This is a genomic window from Janibacter sp. GS2 (genome assembly GCF_051200835.1).
Taxonomy (GTDB): domain Bacteria; phylum Actinomycetota; class Actinomycetes; order Actinomycetales; family Dermatophilaceae; genus Janibacter.
The window spans coordinates 1,946,620-1,966,330 of the sequence record NZ_CP195161.1 but is presented as its reverse complement, the minus strand read 5'-3'; the positions used below and the strand labels follow the sequence as shown (position 1 = coordinate 1,966,330).

The following is a 19,711-nucleotide window of genomic DNA, read 5'->3' as shown; positions in this document are numbered from 1 at the left end:
CACCCTTCGACCGCGGGCCGTCAGCCATCGTGGCTCAGCCTGCGCCGACGATGAGCAGCACGCCGGCGAAGATCAGCCCGCTGAGCAGCAGGGTGATGAAGGTGTACCCGAGGATGTCGCGGACCTTCAGCCCGGCCACCGCGAGGAGGGGGATCGCCCAGAACGGCTGGATCATGTTGGTCCACTGGTCGCCGTAGGAGATGGCCATGATGACCACGGACTGGTCGACCCCGAGCGCCCTCGCCGGCTCGGCAAAGAGCGGCGCCATCACGGTGAACTGCCCCCCACCGGACGGGACGAACATGTTGAGCAGGCCGGCAGCGAGGAAGGTCCACAGGCCCAGGGTCCCGGGGGTGGAGATGTCGATGAAGAATTCGCTGATGACATCCACGAGCCCGCTGACGCTCATCATGCCGATGATCCCGGCGTACAGGGGGTACTGCAGCAGCACCTCACCGACGGTGCGCCCACCGCGCACGATCAGGGCGGCCAGCTCACTGGCATTGCCCACGAGGAGCATGATCAGGGCGAGGAAGGTCCAGTTGACGATGTCCAGCGTCAGGTCGAAGCCGTTCTTGCCGAAGTACAGCACGAGGTAGGCGCCGAGGAGCACGCCCAGAGCGAGGGTGAAGAGCCGCAGGTGCTCCAGGCGGTCCGCCGGCGTCCGGCTCCGGCCGGCCTCCGGGGCAGCGCTGTCCGCGGGAGCGTCCACCGCGTCGAAGACGGCGTCGGGCGCGGGGACGATGTACTCGTGCTCCTTGGGCGCCAGCAGCATCATGGCACCGGCGATCACCACCAGCGTGACCACCGTGGCGATGATGTTCCAGGTGGAGAAGGTGGTCCGGGTGATGTCCACGAGTCCACCGGGAAGCTCGGAGTACGCCCCGCCCTCGGTGGCGGCGTTCAGCGGTCCCGAGCCGGAGTAACCCATGTGCCAGACCACGAATCCGCTGTAGGCGGAGGCGACGAGCAGCGGGTAGTGCAGCTTGACCCCGCGACTGCGCGCCACGCGGGCCACCTCGACCGAGATGACGCCACCGACGATCAGCCCCAGACCGAAGCTGATCAGCGAGCCGAGCCCGGCGATGATTGTCACGAAGCCGTACGCCTGGCGGGGGGTGCGCGGCACCGAGGCCACGCGCACGAGCAACCAGTGGACCGGTCGGGTGTTGGCCAGGGTGAAACCCAGGAGCAGCACGAGCGAGACCTGGGTCATGAAGGCGAGCAGACCGGTCAGCCCGTCGCCCCAGCCGAGGATGAGGTCGCCCACGCCGATGTCGGTCATGGTCAGCGCCATGACCGAGACGATGGCGGTGAGGATGATCGCGAGGATCAGTGGCCCGGGGAGCCAGCGCTCCACGAAACGGCTCAGCGGCCGCGACAAGGTCTGCAACATGGTGGACATCCTTCTTCTGTGGTGGGGTGCGCTCGTGCCGATGGCACGGCGCCGCTACAACTCCTGTGCGTGCTTCTGCGACTGCTGCAGCAGCAGGGGGACGCCGGCCTCGAGCGTCGGGCTGAAATCGTCACCGGGGCGCTCCCCGTTGAGCCAGCGCGTGTAGATCGCCTCGCAGAAGATCGCGGACTTCCACAGTGCGAGCGCTTGGTACCAGGGAAGGGCGGTGACGTCGAGACCACTCTGCTCGGCGTAGTGGTCCACCATCTGCTGGCGGGTCCAGTACCCGGGCTGGTGGGTGACCGGGGTGAGCTCCATGATCGTGGGCTCGCTGCCAGGATCGGAGTAGGTGGCCGCCAGGTAGCCGAGGTCCGCAAGGGGGTCACCCAGGGTGGCCATCTCCCAGTCGAGGATCCCCACGACGGTGGCCGGCGCGCGGTCGGCGAACATCAGGTTGCCGATGCGGTAGTCGCCGTGGACCACCGCGGCAGCCTGGGTGGTGGGGCGGTTCTCCTCGAGCCAGGTCGCCAGGGCCGCGACCTGCGGCAGCTCCCGGGTCGTGTTGGCCTCCCACAGCTGCGCGAACCGCGCGACCTGCCTCTCGAGGTAGCCCTCCGGCCGGCCCAACCCGGCGAGGTCCCCCTTCGTCACGTCCACGCGGTGCAGCTGGCTGAGGGTGTCCACGACCACGCGGCTCGTGGCGTCCCGCTGCTCGGTCGGGCTCAGCGCCTGCGGGATCGTCTCGGTGATGACCACGCCGTCCAGGTAGGACATGACGTAGAAGGGGACGCCGAGCAGGGACTCGTCCTCGCACACCGCCAGGACCTCGGGGACGGGGATCCCCTCGGCCCCCAGCAGCAGCTGTATCCGGGCCTCACGCACCATGTCGTGGGTGGATCGCGGCAGGGGCGGCCGGGGGCCGCGGCGCAGCACGAAGATCTGCCCTCCCCTGCTGATCCGGTAGGTGATGTTGGACTGGCCGTCCCCGATCCGCTCCCACGCCAGCTGCCCGGACCCGAGACCGTGCTCGTCGAGGAACGCGGTCACCGTCTCGAGCACGAGCAGCGGCGGGCTAGGCAAGGCCTTGGCGTCCTCGACGGTGGCGACGACCTCCACGCCGTCGGGGGTGGTCTGCATCGTCATCAGTGGCTCTCCGTGTCCCGGACCACGGCGTCGGCCTGGTACGGCGCGCCGGCCTCCACGGCCTTGCGGCGCCGGGAGGAGGCGCGGCGGGCGATGGCCCACTTGTGGGTCTCGTTGGACCCGTCGTAGATGCGAAAGCCGCGCACCTCGGCGGCGTACTGGGCCAGGGGCAGCCCGTCGGAAACACCGTCCCCGCCGCAGATCTGGATGGCGCGGTCGACCACCCGGAAGATCGCCTCGGAGCAGTGCACCTTGGCGATCGAGGACATGGCCGAGCCGGCCTTGGGGTCGGTGGCCAGCAGGGCGCCGGTCCTGGCGATGATCGCGTCCGAGGTCTCGATGTCGATCTCGCACTGGGCGATGAGCTCCTGGGCCAGGCCGAGGCTCTTCAGCTCCGCACCGAAGACCGAGCGCCGCTCGGCACGGTCCAGGGCGATGTCCAGGGAGCGTCGGGCCAGCCCCAGCCAGCGCATGCAGTGGGTCAGCCGGGCCGGTCCCAACCGCACCTGCGCGTAGCGGAAGCCCTGTCCCATTTCGCCGAGCACCGCCTCGGACGAGACGGTGCAGTCCTCGAAGTACACGTGCGGGTGCCCGCCGGCCATCGCCCGATCGATGGTGTGGATGGGCTCGCCCACCCGGATGCCCGGGTGGTGCATGTCCACGAGGAACATCGTGGCACCGGCGGCGGTCCCGTCGGTCGCCTCGGTGCGGGCCATGACGATGGCGAAGCCCGCGCCCCGGGCCCCGCTGATGAAGCGCTTGTGACCATTGATCACCCACTGGTCACCCTCCTGCCGAGCGGTGGTCAGCAGGGCGTCGGGGTCCGAGCCCGCACCGGGGTGCGGCTCGGTCATGGCGAAGCAGGAGCGTGCCTGCCCGGAGGCCAAGGGGGTGAGGTAGCGCCGCTTCTGCTCGTCGGTGGCGACGAGGTTGAGCATGTGCATGTTGCCCTCGTCGGGGGCCATGCAGTTGAGCACGGAGGGGCCGATCGGTGAGTAGCCGGCCTCCTGGAAGATCTGCGACCACCACTGGATCGGGACGCCCTGCCCGCCGTACTCGACGGGGACGTGAGGGGCGAAGACGCCCGCGTCCTTGGCGGCCTGCTGGAGGCGGTCGCGGGTGGCGTCGTCCAGACGCTCACCGGGGGCGGGCTCTGCGGGCAGGACGGTCCCACGGATGAAGTCGCGTGTGCGCTGGCGCAGCTCCTCCACCGTCTCGATCGTGTGGGCCGCCTCGGGCGTTGCTGCGGTCATGTGGTGCGGTCCTTTCGAGGGGTCGGTGGATCAGGCCGTGCCGCCGGCGACCAGCAGGCCGCCGTCGAGGGTGAGGACCTGGCCGGTCACCCAGGACGCGTCGGGAGAGGCGAGGTAGGTGACCGCGCCGGCGACGTCCTGCGGGGTGCCAAGACGCTGGAGCGGGTAGCCCTGCGCGACCTCCTCCTCCTTGCCCTCGTAGAGGGCGAGCGCGAACTGGGTCTTGACCACGGCCGGGGCGACCGCGTTCACCCGGACCTGCGGCCCGAGCTCGACGGCGAGGGTGCGGGTGAGGTGGGAGACCGCCGACTTGCTGATCCCGTAGAGGCCGATGCCCGGCGAGGGGGTCTCCCCCGAGACGGAGGAGAGGTTGACCACGCTCCCGCCGCGGGCCCGGAAGTCCAGTCCGCCGTGGGCGAGCACGCCCTGCACCCACGCCAGGGTCCCGAGGACGTTGACCTCGAAAACCTTGCGGGCCGCGTCCAGGTCGAGCTCCTCGAGCGGGCCGTAGACCGGGTTGATCCCCGCGTTGTTGACGAGGATGTCGAGCCCGCCGAAGCGCTCGGCCACGGTGTCCAGGACCTCCTGCCGGTGGTCCGGGTCGTCCGACTTGCCCGCCACCGCGATGGCCGAGCCCTCGGGGAAGCCGGCCGCGGCCTCCTCCAGGGGTTCGGGCCGGCGCGCGGTGAGGCACACCTTGGCCCCGTTGGCGACCAGGTCCTGGGCGATGGCCAGACCGATGCCCCGGCTCGCGCCGGTGACGATCGCGACCTTGTCCTGCAGTCCTCGATCAGTGCTCACGTGTCGTCCTCCTGGGGGGTCTCGCGCAGGACCCGGCGGCGGATCTTGCCGGTCTGCGTCTTGGGTAGCTCGTCGATCACATGGATGGTGCGGGGGTACTTGTAGGCGGCCAGGCGCTGCTTGGTGAAGTCGATGAGGTCCTCCTCGGCCACCTCCTCACCGCCCTTGACGGAGACGTAGGCGACGACGGTCTCCCCGCGGTAGGGGTCGGGCTGGCCCACGACCGCGGCCTCGTAGACGGCCGGGTGCTCGTAGAGGACGTCCTCGACCTCGCGCGGCCACACCTTGTAGCCGGAGACGTTGATCTGGTCCTTGAGCCGGTCGACGATGTAGACCCATCCGGCCTCGTCCATCACGGCGACGTCCCCGGTCCGCAGCCGGCCCCCGGGCATGGTGCCGGCGGTGGCCTCCGGGTTCTGCCAGTACCCCGGCACGATCTGCGGGCCGGCGAGCTCGAGCTCCCCCTGGTGCCCGGTCGGAAGGGGGGTGCCCTCCGGGTCGACGATCCTGGCCTCGAGGTTGGGCATGGGCAGGCCGATGGACAGGCTGCCGCTGGCCGCGTCCACGGGGGCGTCGACGCCGGGCGGAACGGCGATGACCGCCGACGTGGTCTCCGTCATCCCGTAGATGTTGTGGATGTACTTCCCGAACCGCTCCCGGAACTGCTCGACCGTGGCCGGCGGGATGGGTGCACCGCCGGAGTACAGGGTCCTGGCCGAGGCGAAGTCCTCGGGGCCGGCCCCCTCGACCCGGTGGAGGGCGTTGAAGACCGTGATCGACCCGGTGGTGCACGCGACCCGGTGCTCCGCGAAGGCGTCGACGACGACGGCCGGGTCGGTGCGGTTGACGAAGACGAGCGTCGTGTCGTGCAGCAAGGGGGTGGCCGCGCCGATCACCGCGCCGGTGATGTGGAACAAGGGAGCGACCGCCAGGTGGGAGTCCCCCGGCTCCACGCCCATCCACGCCGCCGTCGTGGCCGCGACGGTGAGGATGTTGCCGTGGGTGTTCATCGCCCCCTTCGGCGGACCGGTGGTCCCCGAGGTGTAGGTGAGCAGGGCGATGTCGTCGAGGGCGAGCTCCGGCTCGGTCGGCCGACGGCCCTCGTACTCACGGATCAGCTGGGCCATGTCCCCGTCCGGGGACGGCTGCACGGCCTCGTGGGCTCCGAAGACCCGGGCGTCGTCGCGGCTCTGGTACTCCCGGCCCGAGGTGGTCACGATCCACTCCACGAGGCTGCCCTCGACCGTCTCCACGGTGGCCGCGTGGAGCTGGTCATCGGCGATGATCCCGCGCACGCCGGAGTCGTCGACCAGGTGGCGCAGCTCGCGGCCCTGGTACATGGGGTTGAGCAGGACCGCGATCGCCCCGAGCTTCCACAGCGCCAGGAAGCTGATCGCGTACTGCGGCACGTTCTGCAGGAGGATCCCGATGCGGTCGCCGTGGGTCACGCCGCGGTCCTCGAGCGCGGCCGCGAAGGCGTCGGAGAGCCCGTCGAGGGTCCGCGCGCCCAGCGTGCCGTCGAAGTACGCGATGGCGCTGCGCTCGGGGGCTGCCTCCACCCGACGGCGCCAGGCGTCCACGAGGGAGGTCGCGTCGACGGCCAGGTGGGCGGAGATGCCGGGCGGATAGGAACTGACCCACTGCGGAGTCACGGAGCTGGTCACTGCGCGCTCCCTTCCTTGATCGGGACTCGGGACCCCTGGTGGGGACTGGCGCGACCGAGCGATCGCTCGGTAGGCTCCAGTGTGAGATGACGCACGGGGCCTGTCAAGGCTCACGTCCGTCGACATCGCCGCAGAGTCGATACAGAGGTGTCATGACCAGCCCATCGCCGAAGCCCGCCCGTGACGAGGCGACACCGTCGTGGCGGGACTACGACCGGGACGACCTCCCGCCGATGCTCGCGACCGCACTCGAGTGCTTCACCGAGCAGGGCTACCACGGCACGACCATCCGCCAGATCGCGGCACGGACGGGCCTGTCGGTCCCCGGCCTCTACCACCACTACCCCTCCAAGCACGCGTTGCTCGTGGCCGTGATGTCCCATGCCATGTCCGACCTCTGGCCGCGCAGCGAAGCCGCCGTCGCCGAGGCGGGCCCCAGCGTGTCGCGGCAGTTCGGCCTCCTCGTCGAGTGCCTGGTCCTCTTCCACGCGCACCGGAAGCAACTCGCGTTCATCGCCTCCAGCGAGCTGCGCAGTCTCGACCCTGCCGCTCACGCGGAGCAGATCGCGGCCCGCGACCGCCAGCAACGACTCATGGACTCGATCGTGGAGCAGGGCGTCGCGGCGGGGACCTTCACCACCCCCTACCCCCGTGAGGCGACCGCGGCGGTGACCACGATGTGCACCGGTGTCGCGCAGTGGTACCAGCCCGACGGTCCGCTGACCGCCGAGCAGCTGGCCGAGCGCTACCGCGACATCGCCACCCTGGCGATCGGCGGACCACCGACGACCTGAGCCGCTGGGCGCAACCGCCTTCGGGCGGAGCCCGGCTCTCGCCCGCGAGGAGGCGGCCCGGGGGTCACAGGACGTGGGTCACAGGACCGTGAGCGGCAGGAGCTGGCGCAGCTCCTCGTTCTCGTGCGGGTCGAGGACGGAGTGCTGCACGCACGCCGGCACGAGCTCGCCCGTCTCGGGGTGCGCCATCGCGTACGAGCACGCGGACAGGCGCTCCTGGGTGGCGCGCACGTCGGGCTCGGTCGCGACCTGACCCGCCTGCATCAGCCGCCACGCGGGGTCGACGTCCGCCGCGTCCATGAAGTTGTGCACCACGTAGGTCATCGGCGTGATCTCGCCGCGCCGCCACGAGGACCAGGCGTGACGGACTCCGCCGGATCGCATGACCAGTCGGCGGGCCCAGCCGATCGCGACCGTGGCGTCACGGGGGTGATGCCGCAGCACGCGCAGGATCTTCATCGCGAGCACGGGCGGCGGCGTCCCGCCGAAGTTCACCCCGCCGAAGTGGTCGAGGGCCCGATCGCGCGCCGCCAGGTCGGCCGGGCTGTCGGGGTCGAGCAGCGGCACCCACCGGCCGTCGACGCGCAGGCCGATGGCGGAGCGGTTGCAGCGGGCGTCGCCGAACTGCAGCGCCTGCCACGCGACGGGTTGACCCAGGCCGCCCTCGAGCCGCTCCCAGACGTCATCGATGCCGACCGTCGCGTAGTCGCCTCCCTTCCAGCGTCGCTCGTCCCCCACGTGCGCCGCGGGCTGGAAGGACAGCATGGAGAAGCCCATCGCGCTCACGTCGGCGACGACCTCCTCGACCTGGTCGAGGTTCGCCGGGGTGATGGTCATGTTGTGGGCGAGGTAGGCACGCACGCCGTGCTCGCGGCGCAGGTCGGTGAACATCGTCACGAACGTCGCGCGGAAGGGGTTGAGCTCGGCCTCGTTCCTCGGCCGGGGGATCCCCGAACGACCGCGCATCAACGAGTCGAAGTGGGCCGCGAAGGAGAGCCGACGAAAGCGCGGTGCCCCGTGCTCGTCCAGGGCGAGCGCGCGCAGGTAGTCGTCGTCGAAGTCGCCGTGGGTCATCGACATCGGCTCGCGACCGTACCGACGCATCGTGGCCAGGGCGGCGGCGTGGTCCTCGGGGTCGAGGAGGGAGACCTCTCCCCCGATCAGCTGGGCGTGCGCCCGCGGACCCCGGGCCCGGGCCAGCAGCTCCATCTGGGCCTCCACCTGCGTCCGGGTGTGGTCCCCGTCGACGCGCACCTTGTTGGCGTCCTTGGAGTGGTAGCAGGGCGAGCAGGTGAGGTTGCACTTCGGGAAGACGCCGTGCGTGCCCTCGCAGCCCACCGCGTGCCGCCCCAGGACCTGCTCATCCGTCCTGGCCCCGGGGGGCAGGGCGGCCCAGCGCTCGGCGAGCACGCGTGCGGTGACCGGGTGGAGCGGCCGGGTGGCCCGCTCGAACCTCGTCCACAGTGACAGCAGAGTCATGGAGCAACCTTGTCGTTGGTGCGTCGGGAACCCGCTGGGCACGAGGATCTCTTCCCGGGGGCACCGGTGTGATCCGCCGAGAGCCTGGGACGTCGCAGCCGAGCGGGCCTGTGACAGACTCGTCACACAGATCAGGGCGCCGAAACACGTTGAGGGGAACCGGATTGAGCACCCGAGCAGAGCAGTTCATGGACACCGCACGTCAGTACGCGAGCACCACGGACGTGGGGAAGGTGGCCGAGCAGGTCTCGGGGCGTGACGAAGGGGGTGCCGGCTTCGATCTCGACGCGCGGGACTTCCCCGCCGCCCGAGGCGAAGGGGATTCCGCCGCGACCCGGATCAACGCCGAGCAGGTCTCGCTCAATGACGCCGCGGAGTCGCTGAGCCGCAGCAGCTACGAGATGGGTCAGAGCGGCCCGGTCCACGTCATCACCCCGATGGTCATGCCCAAGGGCCGCCGCCTGAAGGCCATGCTCCCGGTGATCCTGCTCGTGATCATCGGCCTCGTCGGCTCGGTCCTGTTCCTCCCCTTCGGTCTGACGCTCGCGGTCTTCGGTCCGCACTACTGGGTGCTCGTCGTCCTCGTCGCGGCCTTCATGTGGTGGCGCCAGGGGATGGTCATGGTCCCGGAGGGATGCACCGCCCTGATCAGCCGCTTCGGCAAGGTCGAGGCCGAGGTCGGCCCCGGCCGGGTGACCCTGTGGAACCCGTGGAAGCGGGTCTCCTACATCGTCAACACGACGCGGGAGTACCCCTTCAACGCCCCGATCCGCTCGGCGCCGACGAAGTCCGGCGTCCAGGCATCGGTCGACCTCTTCCTCCAGTTCCGCATCGTCAACGCCCGCGAGTTCGTCTTCGTCCTCGGCGCCGTGCAGGGCTTCCAGGACAAGCTGAACAACGCCATCTCGGAGACCACCCGCTCGCTGATCTACGAGCAGGAGGCCTCGGGCATCTACGACCTCGTCGGCGAGAGCACCGGCCGTCTGCTCGAGCAGCTCAACGCGCAGTTCGCCCCCGCGGTCGAGCTGACGACGGCGAACATCACGCACGCCGAGCCGTCCGCGCAGGAGTACCGCATGGACCTCGCAGCACCGGAGATGATCCGGGTCGCCAAGGAGGCCTACACCTACGACTACGAGCTGAGCCTGAAGAAGGAGCAGAACGAGGGTGACCTGAACAAGGACCTCGCCTCCCTCAACGAGAACCTCTCCGCGATCCAGGCCGACATCGCCCGCTATCAGGCCCAGATGGACACCGCGCTGGAGCGGGAGACCAACCGGGCCGAAGCGGTGGCCCGCCAGCGCTTCGTCGAGTCCGAGTCGGACGCCAACGCCAACGCCGCGCTGCTGGAGGCCCAGGCCCTGGACATCCGCGCGCTGAGTGCCGCGCTCGCGCCGGAGATCCTCGACTACCGCTACCAGCAGGACATGCTGGAGAAGATGGAGTCGGTCGCCGACTCCCTTCCCCAGATCGTGCGCGTCGGCCAGGAGTCGGAGGGCGTCGACTACCTGCAGATCGCCCGCCAGCTCGTCGGCGGTCAGGACGAGAAGCTCTTCACCAGCGAGGACATGGAGGCGATCCGCTCGCGCCAGCCCGACATCGCCGAGCGGGTCTCCGCCCGCGAGGCCGACATCGAGGACCTGCTCCAGGCCCCCGAGGAGACCGACGTGGAGATCCTCCCGGCCTCGGAGGCCGAGATGGACGAGGAGGGTGAGCAGCGACTCGACGCGATCCGCCAGTCGGTGACCGATGAAAGAGTCGCGGCACAGCTGGGGCAGGCCACCACCGGCCAACCACCCCCACCGCCGGGCGAGTCACCACCGCCGCCGGCCCCGCAGGAGACCGTGACGAACGAGGGTGAGCGCAATGAGTGATCAGGCGATGGAGCAAGCGGTGCGCGCCGTGCGTGGTCAGGGCATGAGCTCGATCAAGGAGGTCGTCTCCGGCTGGAGCGACGTCGCGCGGTACCTGCGCGGCGGCGACTCCGGGTCGGTCGTCCCGGTCGTCATCCCGAAGGACAAGCGGGGCCTGGGCTGGACCTCCTTCATCTGGTTCGGCCTGTGGGGCCTGCTCAGCGGGCTCTTCCTCGCGATCTCCGACCACGGGGTGCTCGGCGGGATGGCGATCTTCGTCTCCGTCATCGCCTTCGCCCTCTCCGCACTGTGGTGGTGGCGATCCTCGATCGTCGAGATCGAGGAGGGCACGGTCGGCGTGCTGACGAAGTTCGGCGCGATCAGCGGTCCCGGTCTCTCCCCCGGTCGCCACTACTTGTGGCACCCGTGGGCCCGGGTCGCCTACGTCGTCGACATCACGACCGAGATCCCCTACACCGCGCCGGTGCTCAGCTCCCCGACCAACGAGAACGTGCCGCTGAAGTCCATCGAGTTCTTCCTGCGGTTCCGCATCGTCGACGCGATCCGCTTCGTGCAGACGATCGGCGCGGGCAACTTCGACCTCGTGCTGTCGAACTCGGTGCAGGACGCGATCCGCCAGCGCAGCCGTCAGGTGCGCACCGAAGAGGCCTATGACCTGCGCGGCAGCGACGTCAAGGACATGCAGGACCTGCTCAACCGTCAGCTGACCCGCTACGGCGTGCAGATCATGGGTTGCAACATCCCCGACGTGCAGCTGCCCGACCAGTACCGCGAGCACCTCGCGACCCGGGAGCGGGTCGCCAAGGAGCTCGTCGCCTACGAGAAGGAGTGGGAGCTGACGCGCAAGCGCCGCATCGACACCCTCCTGCTCGAGATCGAGCGGTCGAAGAAGGTCCGCGACGCCAAGGTCGTCGAGGTCCAGGCCTCGCTGAACAAGGCTCGCAAGGACGTCGCACAGATGCTCGAGGAGCGCGAGACCGAGGCGCAGAAGATCCGCTACGAGATCGAGACCCGCGCGCGCACCAGCCTGGTCACGGCCCAGGGTGAGGCCAAGGCCCAGGAGCAGCTGGCCACGGCCTACCGCGACAACCGTGCGGTCCTCAGCTACGAGCTGGCCCGTCGTCGACTCGACGTCGGCGCCTCGCTCGCGGAGCACGCCCCCCGGCCGGTCATCGTCCACACCGACTCCGGCACGGGCGACAGCTCGGCGCTCTCCACCCTGCTCATGGCCCAGCTCCTGCCGCAGATCCAGGCCGACGCCTCGCCGCCGCGCCCGGCCGGCAACCGGGTCGCGCAGTCCTCGGACGACGCCGAGCGCGTCGCCGCCGAGGCCGCGCGGGCCCTGCGGGAGCAGATGAAGGACCAGTAGCACCACCTACGGTCGGGTAGGCGTTACCGTCGAACGGATCGCCCTACCCCCGCATCGGAGTCAATGATGAACTCGGTCCTTCTCGCCGTCATCGGCGTCGCCATGATCCTCGCCGGCTACGCGCTGTACTCGAAGTACCTGGCCACCCGGATCTACCGGCTCGAGCCCAACTTCGCCACGCCCTCGCACGAGCTGACCGACGGGGTCGACTACGTCCCGACGAACAAGTACGTGCTGTGGGGCCACCACTTCACCTCCGTCGCGGGCGCGGCGCCCATCGTCGGCCCGGCGGTCGCGGTGATCTGGGGCTGGCTGCCCGCCTTCCTCTGGGTCACCATCGGCACCGTCTTCTTCGCCGGCATGCACGACATGGGCGCGTTGTGGGCGTCGGTGCGCAACCGGGGCAAGTCGATGGGCGCCCTCTCCGGGCGCTACATCGGCGCGCGGGGCGCCAATCTCTTCCTCGTCGTGATCTTCCTGGTGCTGCTCATGGTCAACGCCGCCTTCGCGGTGGTCATCTCCGGCCTGCTGGTGAGCACCCCGACCGCCGTCATCCCCACGTGGGGCGCGATCATCGTGGCGCTGCTCATCGGTCAGGCGATGTACCGCCTGAAGTGGAACCTCGCGATGGTCTCGGTCGTCGGTGTCGTCTCCCTCTACGCCCTGATCCTCCTCGGGAACCAGTTCCCGGTGTCCCTGCCGGAGTCGGTCCTGGGCATGCCGGCCAACGCCGTGTGGATCGTCCTCCTCTTCGTCTACGCGGCGATCGCCTCGGTCCTGCCGGTCTGGCTGCTGCTCCAGCCGCGCGACTACATCAACGGGCTGCAGCTCTTCGTCGGCCTGGGCCTGCTCTACGGCTCGGTGCTGCTCGCTGGCCGTGACATGGTCGCCCCGGCCTTCAACTCCGACGTGCCCGAGGGCACGCCGAGCCTCGTGCCGCTGCTCTTCGTCACCATCGCCTGCGGTGCGATCTCCGGCTTCCACGGCATGGTCGCCTCCGGCACGAGCTCCAAGCAGCTGGACAAGGAGACCGACGCGCGCTTCGTCGGGTACTTCGGGGCGGTCGGCGAGGGTCTGCTCGCCCTCGGCGCGATCATCGCCACGACCGCCGGCTACCGCAGCCTCGCGGACTGGGAGTCGGTCTACACCGCGTTCAACGACGGCGGCGTCACCGCCTTCGTCGACGGTGGCGGGATGCTGATGAACGCCGGGCTGGGCCTGCCGGCCTCGCTGAGCACCACCGTGCTGGCGACGATGGCGGTCCTCTTCGCCGCGACCACCATGGACACCGGGGTTCGCCTGCAGCGCTTCGTCGTGCAGGAGGCCGGCGACATCATGGGCATGCGCCTGGGCAAGGGCGTGGCCACCATCATCGTCGTCGTGGTCGCCCTGGCCCTGACCTTCGGCGCCGGTGCGGACGGGTCCGGCGGCATGCTCATCTGGCCGCTCTTCGGTACGACCAACCAGCTCATGGCCGGGCTGACCCTGGGCATCGTCGCGGTGATGCTGCTGCGCAAGAAGCGCACCATCATCCCGGTCGTGCTGCCCATGGTCTTCGTCCTGGTGATGACGGTCTACGCCCTCTTCGTCCAGCTCGGCACCTTCTACCGGGACGGCAACTGGTTCCTGTTCGCCCTCGACCTCGTCATCCTCGTCGCGGCCGTGTGGGTCATCATCGAGACCGTCGGGGCGATGAACCGGGCTCGGCTGGGTGAGGGCTCCGAGGAGGAGGAGGCCGAGCGCGCCGAGGCCTCGGGCCGGACCCCATGAGTTTCCTGCAGCAGCTGTCCGGCGGACTCAAGGAGTTCTACTACGCGCCCTACCGCCGGACCTTCGCGCGAGCGCGACAGGAGGAGGACGACCTGTTCATGATGCTCGTGCTCTCGGAGGCCCTTGGCATGCCCAACCCGGCCAGCTACTACACCATCGAGCTGCTGCCGGTGATGTACGAGCGCGTCCACGACTGGCACACCCGGATGGGTCTGGACCGCTCGCCGCTGGACCAGTTCTCGTGCTGCTGCTAGACGTCGTCGCCGGCCGGCAGGCGCTCTTCGTCGGCGGCAAGGGCGGGGTCGGCAAGACCAGTGTCGCCTCCGCCCTGGCGCTGGCGGCGGCACGACGGGGACGACGCACCCTCGTGGTGTCCACGGACCCGGCGCACAACCTCGGTCACCTGTGGGGCCGCCCGGTCGGTGACCAGGTCGTCCCGCTCGCCGAACGCCTGGACGGCGTCGAGATCGATCCCGCCCGCACCACCGAGGAGCACCTGGCCGCGGTGGGGGCGACGATGCGACAGCTCATGCCCGAGCACCTGACCGGCGAGATCGACAAGCACCTCTCCCTCGCCCGGGACGCCCCGGGCACCCACGAGGCCGCCGTGCTCGAGCGCGTCGCCGAGACGATCGAGGACGCCGAAGGGAGATACGACCTCGTCGTCTTCGACACCGCGCCCTCCGGTCACACCAGCCGGCTGATGTCCCTGCCGGAGACGATGTCGGCGTGGACCGAGGGGCTGCTGCGGCGTCAGGAGAAGTCGGAGAAGTTCGGGGCCGCGCTGCGCGGGCTCGGCGGTGACCGGGACGACCCGGGGGTCACGATCCTCGGGGACGACGACCGGGAGCGCCCGGGAGATCGGCGAGCCCGGCGCGACCACGAGATCCGCCGTGTTCTCGAGCGCCGACGCACCCGCTTCGAGCGGTTGCGCACGCTGCTGCGTGACGCCGAGCGCACCGCCTTCCTCATCGTGCTCATGGCCGAGCGCCTGCCCGTGCTGGAGACGCTCGAGCTGCACGCCCAGCTGGAACGCACCGGCGTCGACGTGGCCGGGCTCGTGGTCAACAAGCGCTCCCCCGAAGATGCCGGCGGCTTCCTCCACGCCCGGCGCGAGCAGGAGGAACGCCACCTCACCGAGTTGCGCCGGGAGCTGCCCGAGGTGCCGCTGGTCCAGCTGCCGCTCCTCGGCGCGGACATCGTCGGGGCCGACGCCGTCGCCGACTTCGCGGACATCCTCGGCTCACCGGCCGGCTGACGCTGCCCGGCCCACGCTCACCCCCCGGTCCTCTCGCCACCGCCCACCGGGGCACGCAGCACGGGTCTGCGGTGCCTCCGGTCCTGCTGCATGTGGTGCACCACGGTTCGTGACACGCACCAGGGTGCGTGCGGCGCACCTGGCGCGTGCGGCGCACCTGGCGCGTGCGGCGCACCTGGCGCGTGCGGCGCACCTGGCGCGTGCGGTGCACCAGGGCCGGAGGGAGCCAACCGGTCTTCGTCAACGCGCCACGCAGGGCGGGTCGGCTACGCCCTTCCCACGACATCCATCACGGCGGTGGCGGCGAGGTCGTGCCACCGCCAGGGGCGGTCGAGGAGCGCGTGGCCACTGCCGGGCACCCCGCGGTAGGTCGCGTCGCCACCGGCCGCCCGCAGTCGCTCGACGAAGTCCCGTGACCGCTGCGGGCTGCACACCGAGTCCGCCTCGCCGTGGATGACCCGCACGACCTTCTCCCGCAGGTGCTCGACGGGGTCACCCTCGTCGACCCACGGCGCCAGTGCCACGCTGCCGGCGACCGTGTCCTCGCCCCCACCGTGCAGCGCGGCCCACCCACCACTGGAGTGGCCCAGCAACACGACGGGCACACGGTGCTCGTCGCCGAGCCGGCGCACCAGCTCGCGGATCTGCACCAGTCCGCTGCCGGAGGGCGCGATCCAGCCACCGTGGCGGTTGTGCACGAGCACGGGGGCGACCGTGCCTCCCGAGGCCCGCCGGACGGCCGGGGCGAAGGGCAGCATCCTCAAGTAGGAGACGTCCCGGGCCCGATGTGGCTGCGGGTCCACCGCCCGCCCCCCGTGGAGGATGAGCGCCAGGGCCCGGGTGCGTGGACCGACCCGCACCCGGCCCTGCCGGATCGCCGCCATCAGGTCCTGGGATTCGCTCGAGATCGCCACGCATGTGAGTTTGTCACGGCGGATGTAGCACAGTGGCCACATGGACACAGCGCAGCGCACGCCGATCGCCTCCCGGTTGGAGGACTCCCTTCGCCCCCTGATCAAGGGCGCACTGCCGGTGCACCTGACCGCGTGGGACGGGTCACAGGCCGGCCCCACGGACGGCCCACGGGTGCGGTTGACCTCCCCCGATGCCCTGCGCCGGCTGCTGCGCTCGCCGGGCGAGCTCGGCGCCGCCCAGGCCTACGTCACCGGCGAGCTGGAGATCGAGGGCGACGTCGGCTCCCTTCTCGACGTGGTCCGGGCGGAGTTCACCCGCCGCGGCCTCTCGGGTCTGCCCACCGTCGCGGCCCTGCGCTCGCTGCCCACCCTCGTCAGCCTGGCCAAGGACCTCGGACTGCTCGCCGCTCCCCCGTCGCCACCTGCCAGCCAGGCCCAGCTGCGCGGCCGGCGGCACACGCTGCGGCGGGACCGGTCGGCGATCAGCCACCACTACGACCTCTCCAACGACTTCTACGCGCTCCTGCTCGACCCGACGATGGCCTACTCCAGTGCGTGGTTCGGTGAGGGCGACGAGCTGGACCCGCGACGGCCGCTCATCGAGGCGCAGCGCGCGAAGCTCGACCTCGTCTGCCGTGCCCTGCAGCTGAAGGAGGGTGACCGATTCCTCGACGTCGGCTGCGGTTGGGGCTCGCTCAGCCTGCACGCGGCCGAGTACTACGGGGCGCAGGTCACCGGAGTGACGATCGCCGCGGAGCAGAAGGCCTACATCGACGAGCGGGTGCGCGCCCGCGGGCTCGGTGACCAGGTGAGCATCGAGCTGCGGGACTACCGCGAGGTCAGCGGGCAGTTCGACGCGGTCGGCTCGATCGAGATGGGTGAGCACGTCGGCCAGGCCAACTACCCCACCTACGTCCAGACGCTGCGCAGCCGGGTCCGGCCCGGTGGTCACGTGCTCGTGCAGCAGATGTCCCGGCGAGGCGCCCACCCCGGGGGCGGACCCTTCATCGAGGCCTTCATCGCCCCGGACATGCACATGCGTCCCCTCGGGGAGACCGTCGAGCTCTTCGAGTCCGGCGGCCTGGAGGTGCGGGACGTCCGCGCCATGCGGGAGCACTACGTGTGGACCGTCGACGCGTGGCTGGCCACCTTCGAGCAGCATCTCGACGAGCTGACCGCGCTCGTCGGTGAGGAGGTCGTGCGGGTGTGGCGGCTCTACCTCGTCGGCGGACGCCAGGCCTTCCGTGACGGCCGGATGGGGGTCGACCAGATCCTCACGCGCCGACCCGATGAGACCTTGCCCGGACGGAGCCACGGATGATCGACACCCTGCTCGTCGTCGCCCTCGCCGGCCTCGTGGTCGTCGTCGTCGCGATGGCCCTGACCGCGCTCGCCGCCTGGCGCACGGAGCGGATCGCGATCGTCGACGTCACGTGGGGACTGCTCTTCGTGGCGATCGCGTGGACGGCCCTCGCGGTCGGCGATGCCAGTGCCCGCTCGTGGCTGCTCGCGGTGCTCGTGACGGTGTGGGGCGGGCGGCTGGCCTGGCACACCGGCAGCCGGTTCGCCCGCGCCGACCAGGAGGACCCGAGGTACGAGGAGATGCTCGGTGACGGCCCGATCGGTGGGCGGTTGGCGCTCGCGGCGCGCAAGGTCTTCGCGGTCCAGGGGGGCGCGGCCTGGTTCATCGCGCTCCCGCTGATGGTGGCCGCTGCGACGGACCGGCCCCTGGGGCTCGTCGCCGCCCTGGGTGGCCTCGTCTGGTTGGTCGGACTGGTCTTCGAGACGCTCGGCGACGCCCAGCTCAAGGCCTTCAAGGCCGACCCGGCGAACAAGGGCAAGGTCATGGACCGTGGCCTGTGGGCGTGGACACGTCACCCGAACTACTTCGGCGACGCGTGCATGTGGTGGGGCCTGTGGATCATCGCGGCCGAGGCCTGGCCCGGCGTGCTCACCGTGCTCTCGCCGGTGGCGATGACCTACTTCCTCGCCTTCGCCACCGGAGCGCGCCTGCTCGAGCGGGACATGGCGAAGCGTCCCGGGTACCCGGAGTACATGGAGCGCACGTCGATGTTCTTCCCGCTCCCGCCCAAGCGCTCCTAGCAGCCGTCAGGAGACCCCGGGCGAAGGGGGTGTTGGCGAGGTCCGAGGGGCCGGGGCTCGATATCCTCTCCTCGTCCCCCGATCCTCTTCCAGGAGTCCTTGACCATGAGCAAGCAGCCCATCTTCTGCGACGACGTCAACAAGCCCGGTGGCCCCTTCACGCACGCGGTGCGTGCCGGGGACTTCGTCTACCTGTCCGGTGCCACCCCCAAGCGAGCGGATGGCACCCCCGTCGAGGGTGACTTCGTCGCCCAGGCCCGGGCGACCTTCGACAACCTCAAGACCGTCGCCGAGGCGGCCGACGCCTCCCTCGACGACGCGGTCCGGGTCGGCGTGTACCTGCGGAGCATGGACAACTTCCAGCAGATGAACGCCCTGTACTCGGAGTACCTCGGTGACCGCACCACCGCCCGCACGACACTGCAGGCGGACCTGCCCGGCTTCGAGATCGAGATCGACGCGGTCCTCTACACGCCCTCCCACGAGGGCTGAGCCGACGGGGTCGGCCCGCACCCGAGCGGGTCAGTGACGACGGGCCCCCGAGGGCAGCGCCTCGCAGACGCGGGCGAGTCGCTCGCTGCCGGGCGTCGCGCTCACCGCGACGCCCACGGCACCGGCCGCCAGGAAGTCCCCCGCGTTGTCCGCCGACACACCACCCGTGGCGATGAACCCCATCCGCGGGAAGGGCGCGGCCATCGCGGTGAACCACTGCGGCGTGAGCAGCGAGGCCGGGAAGGCCTTGACCATCCGGGCGCCGAGGCGCTGCGCGGTCTGCACCTCGGACGCGGTCGCGACGCCGGGCAGGAAGGGGGTGTCCTCCCCTTCGCCGTCCAGCGCGCCGGCGACGGTCTCCGCGTCGAGCCCGGGTGCGATCCCGAACCGGGCGCCGTGCTCCCGGGCGCGGCGCAGCTGGTCAACGCTCGTCACCGTGCCGGCCCCGACGAAGTACCCCTCGGGGGCGGCCGCGACGACCGCCGCGAGGGCGGCATACCCACCCTCGTCCTGCAGGGTCACCTCGACCAGACGCACACCCCGGTCCCACGCCGCGCCGGCCTGCGACACCGCGTCCCCGGGCGTGAGGCCACGCAGGATCGCGATGACCGGCAGCTCGGCCAGCTGGGTCCTGAAGAAGTCCTCGTGGTTCATCGTGTGGTGTCTCCGATCTCGTGACTGATCCGGGTCGTGACCTCGAGCAGGTCGGGCACCATCGCCACGAGGTCCTCCCGGCTGACAAGTACCTGGGGGGCCGTCACCGACACGGCCGCGACGGCAGTGCCACCGACCCCGAGGACGGGTGCGGCGACACAGTGGATGAAGTCCTCGTGCTCCGCTGCGTCCAGCGACCACCCATGGTCGGCGATGTCGGCCAGCCGGGCGTCGAGGGCCCCGCGCTCGGTCAGGGTGTGGTCCGTGAAGGGGTGCAGCTCCCCGGGCCCGAGCACGCGCTCACGACGCGACGGGGGCAGGTGCGCGAGGATCGCCTTGCCCACGCCGGTGGCGTGCGCGGGTGCGACGGCGCCGATGGTCGAGTACATGCGCAACACCTGCCGCGACTCGACCTTGTCCCAGTACACGACGTCGCCACCCTCCAGGCCGGCCAGGTGCACGGTGTGACCGAAGCGCTCCCCCAACCTCTCCAGGTGGGGCCGTGCGACCTCGACCAGCTCCTGCCGGTGCAGGTCGTTGGCCGGGAGCGTGGCCAGGAAGGACCCCAGGCGAAGGGAGCCGTCCGCGTCACGGCGCACGAAACGGAAGTCCTCCAGGGTCCGGCTCAGCCGAGAGACGGTGCTGCGGTGGGTGTCCAGCCGTCGCGCGACCTCGCTCGCCGACATGGGCCCCTCCGCCAGCAGGGTGATCATCTCCAGGGCCTTCTCCACACTCGTCGTCATGGCC

At 70.6% G+C, this 19,711-nt stretch carries 18 protein-coding genes; 9 read left to right on the top strand and 9 right to left on the bottom strand.

Annotated elements, in window-relative coordinates; genetic code table 11:
• Nucleotides 1–34: 34 nt before the first annotated feature.
• The 5 genes from ACR9E9_RS09495 to ACR9E9_RS09475 are packed head-to-tail and all read right to left on the bottom strand — an operon-like array spanning nucleotide 35 to nucleotide 6,257.
• The gene (locus tag ACR9E9_RS09495; protein WP_435198237.1) at nucleotides 35–1,396 is read right to left on the bottom strand and encodes a short-chain fatty acid transporter; all 1,362 of its coding nucleotides are present in this window, start codon (nucleotides 1,394–1,396) and stop codon (nucleotides 35–37) included.
• A gap of 54 nt (nucleotides 1,397–1,450) precedes the next feature.
• Nucleotides 1,451–2,539, bottom strand: coding sequence for a phosphotransferase family protein (locus tag ACR9E9_RS09490; RefSeq protein WP_435198236.1), 1,089 nt, complete (start codon nucleotides 2,537–2,539; stop codon nucleotides 1,451–1,453).
• Nucleotides 2,539–3,792, bottom strand: a complete 1,254-nt coding sequence (locus ACR9E9_RS09485) for an acyl-CoA dehydrogenase family protein (RefSeq protein WP_435198235.1) — start codon at nucleotides 3,790–3,792, stop codon at nucleotides 2,539–2,541. Before ACR9E9_RS09485 ends, ACR9E9_RS09490 begins: the two co-directional genes overlap by 1 nt.
• 30 nt (nucleotides 3,793–3,822) lie before the next feature.
• Nucleotides 3,823–4,593 (bottom strand): SDR family oxidoreductase, encoded by a 771-nt coding sequence (locus ACR9E9_RS09480; RefSeq protein ID WP_435198234.1) that lies wholly within the window; start codon nucleotides 4,591–4,593, stop codon nucleotides 3,823–3,825.
• On the bottom strand, nucleotides 4,590–6,257 hold the full coding sequence (locus ACR9E9_RS09475; RefSeq protein ID WP_435198233.1) for a class I adenylate-forming enzyme family protein: 1,668 nt from the start codon (nucleotides 6,255–6,257) through the stop codon (nucleotides 4,590–4,592). Before ACR9E9_RS09475 ends, ACR9E9_RS09480 begins: the two co-directional genes overlap by 4 nt.
• 152 nt (nucleotides 6,258–6,409) lie before the next feature.
• On the opposite strand from ACR9E9_RS09475, the gene ACR9E9_RS09470 reads away from it, so the two are divergent.
• On the top strand, nucleotides 6,410–7,051 hold the full coding sequence (locus tag ACR9E9_RS09470; RefSeq protein WP_435198232.1) for a TetR/AcrR family transcriptional regulator: 642 nt from the start codon (nucleotides 6,410–6,412) through the stop codon (nucleotides 7,049–7,051).
• A 78-nt stretch (nucleotides 7,052–7,129) separates the two neighbouring features.
• Here the strand turns inward: ACR9E9_RS09470 and ACR9E9_RS09465 are convergent, their stop codons facing one another.
• Nucleotides 7,130–8,530, bottom strand: a complete 1,401-nt coding sequence (locus tag ACR9E9_RS09465; protein WP_435198231.1) for a hypothetical protein — start codon at nucleotides 8,528–8,530, stop codon at nucleotides 7,130–7,132.
• 188 nt (nucleotides 8,531–8,718) lie between these two features.
• Between ACR9E9_RS09465 and ACR9E9_RS09460 the strand changes: the two genes are divergently transcribed.
• The 5 genes from ACR9E9_RS09460 to ACR9E9_RS09440 all read left to right on the top strand — a co-directional run bounded on the left by ACR9E9_RS09460 (nucleotide 8,719) and on the right by ACR9E9_RS09440 (nucleotide 14,801).
• Entirely contained in the window at nucleotides 8,719–10,404 is a 1,686-nt protein-coding gene (locus ACR9E9_RS09460) for an SPFH domain-containing protein (RefSeq protein WP_435198230.1), read from the top strand.
• The gene (locus ACR9E9_RS09455; RefSeq protein ID WP_435198229.1) at nucleotides 10,397–11,773 is read left to right on the top strand and encodes an SPFH domain-containing protein; all 1,377 of its coding nucleotides are present in this window, start codon (nucleotides 10,397–10,399) and stop codon (nucleotides 11,771–11,773) included. Before ACR9E9_RS09460 ends, ACR9E9_RS09455 begins: the two co-directional genes overlap by 8 nt.
• Before the next feature lie 66 nt (nucleotides 11,774–11,839).
• Nucleotides 11,840–13,543: a carbon starvation CstA family protein gene (locus tag ACR9E9_RS09450; RefSeq protein ID WP_435198228.1), complete on the top strand. Its 1,704-nt coding sequence runs from the start codon at nucleotides 11,840–11,842 to the stop codon at nucleotides 13,541–13,543.
• Nucleotides 13,540–13,797 carry a cory-CC-star protein gene (locus tag ACR9E9_RS09445; protein WP_435198227.1) on the top strand — a complete coding sequence of 86 codons (258 nt, stop codon included), beginning with the start codon at nucleotides 13,540–13,542 and terminating at the stop codon, nucleotides 13,795–13,797. Before ACR9E9_RS09450 ends, ACR9E9_RS09445 begins: the two co-directional genes overlap by 4 nt.
• Complete coding sequence (locus ACR9E9_RS09440) at nucleotides 13,788–14,801, top strand: ArsA family ATPase (RefSeq protein WP_435203623.1); 1,014 nt, start codon at nucleotides 13,788–13,790, stop codon at nucleotides 14,799–14,801. The genes ACR9E9_RS09445 and ACR9E9_RS09440 overlap by 10 nt, the downstream gene beginning before the upstream one ends.
• Nucleotides 14,802–15,067: 266 nt before the next feature.
• Here the strand turns inward: ACR9E9_RS09440 and ACR9E9_RS09435 are convergent, their stop codons facing one another.
• The gene (locus ACR9E9_RS09435; RefSeq protein ID WP_435198226.1) at nucleotides 15,068–15,715 is read right to left on the bottom strand and encodes an alpha/beta hydrolase; all 648 of its coding nucleotides are present in this window, start codon (nucleotides 15,713–15,715) and stop codon (nucleotides 15,068–15,070) included.
• Between the two features lie 40 nt (nucleotides 15,716–15,755).
• Between ACR9E9_RS09435 and ACR9E9_RS09430 the strand changes: the two genes are divergently transcribed.
• The 3 genes from ACR9E9_RS09430 (at nucleotide 15,756) to ACR9E9_RS09420 (ending at nucleotide 18,310) form a co-directional block, all read left to right on the top strand.
• On the top strand, nucleotides 15,756–17,036 hold the full coding sequence (locus ACR9E9_RS09430) for a class I SAM-dependent methyltransferase (RefSeq protein ID WP_435198225.1): 1,281 nt from the start codon (nucleotides 15,756–15,758) through the stop codon (nucleotides 17,034–17,036).
• On the top strand, nucleotides 17,033–17,818 hold the full coding sequence (locus ACR9E9_RS09425; RefSeq protein WP_435198224.1) for a DUF1295 domain-containing protein: 786 nt from the start codon (nucleotides 17,033–17,035) through the stop codon (nucleotides 17,816–17,818). Before ACR9E9_RS09430 ends, ACR9E9_RS09425 begins: the two co-directional genes overlap by 4 nt.
• A gap of 105 nt (nucleotides 17,819–17,923) precedes the next feature.
• Nucleotides 17,924–18,310: a RidA family protein gene (locus ACR9E9_RS09420; protein ID WP_435198223.1), complete on the top strand. Its 387-nt coding sequence runs from the start codon at nucleotides 17,924–17,926 to the stop codon at nucleotides 18,308–18,310.
• Nucleotides 18,311–18,340: 30 nt separating this feature from the next.
• Here the strand turns inward: ACR9E9_RS09420 and ACR9E9_RS09415 are convergent, their stop codons facing one another.
• Both ACR9E9_RS09415 and ACR9E9_RS09410 read right to left on the bottom strand, forming a co-directional pair.
• Nucleotides 18,341–18,964: a bifunctional 4-hydroxy-2-oxoglutarate aldolase/2-dehydro-3-deoxy-phosphogluconate aldolase gene (locus tag ACR9E9_RS09415; RefSeq protein WP_435198222.1), complete on the bottom strand. Its 624-nt coding sequence runs from the start codon at nucleotides 18,962–18,964 to the stop codon at nucleotides 18,341–18,343.
• Nucleotides 18,961–19,707: an IclR family transcriptional regulator gene (locus tag ACR9E9_RS09410; protein ID WP_435198221.1), complete on the bottom strand. Its 747-nt coding sequence runs from the start codon at nucleotides 19,705–19,707 to the stop codon at nucleotides 18,961–18,963. The genes ACR9E9_RS09415 and ACR9E9_RS09410 overlap by 4 nt, the downstream gene beginning before the upstream one ends.
• Between the last annotated feature and the right edge of the window lie 4 nt (nucleotides 19,708–19,711).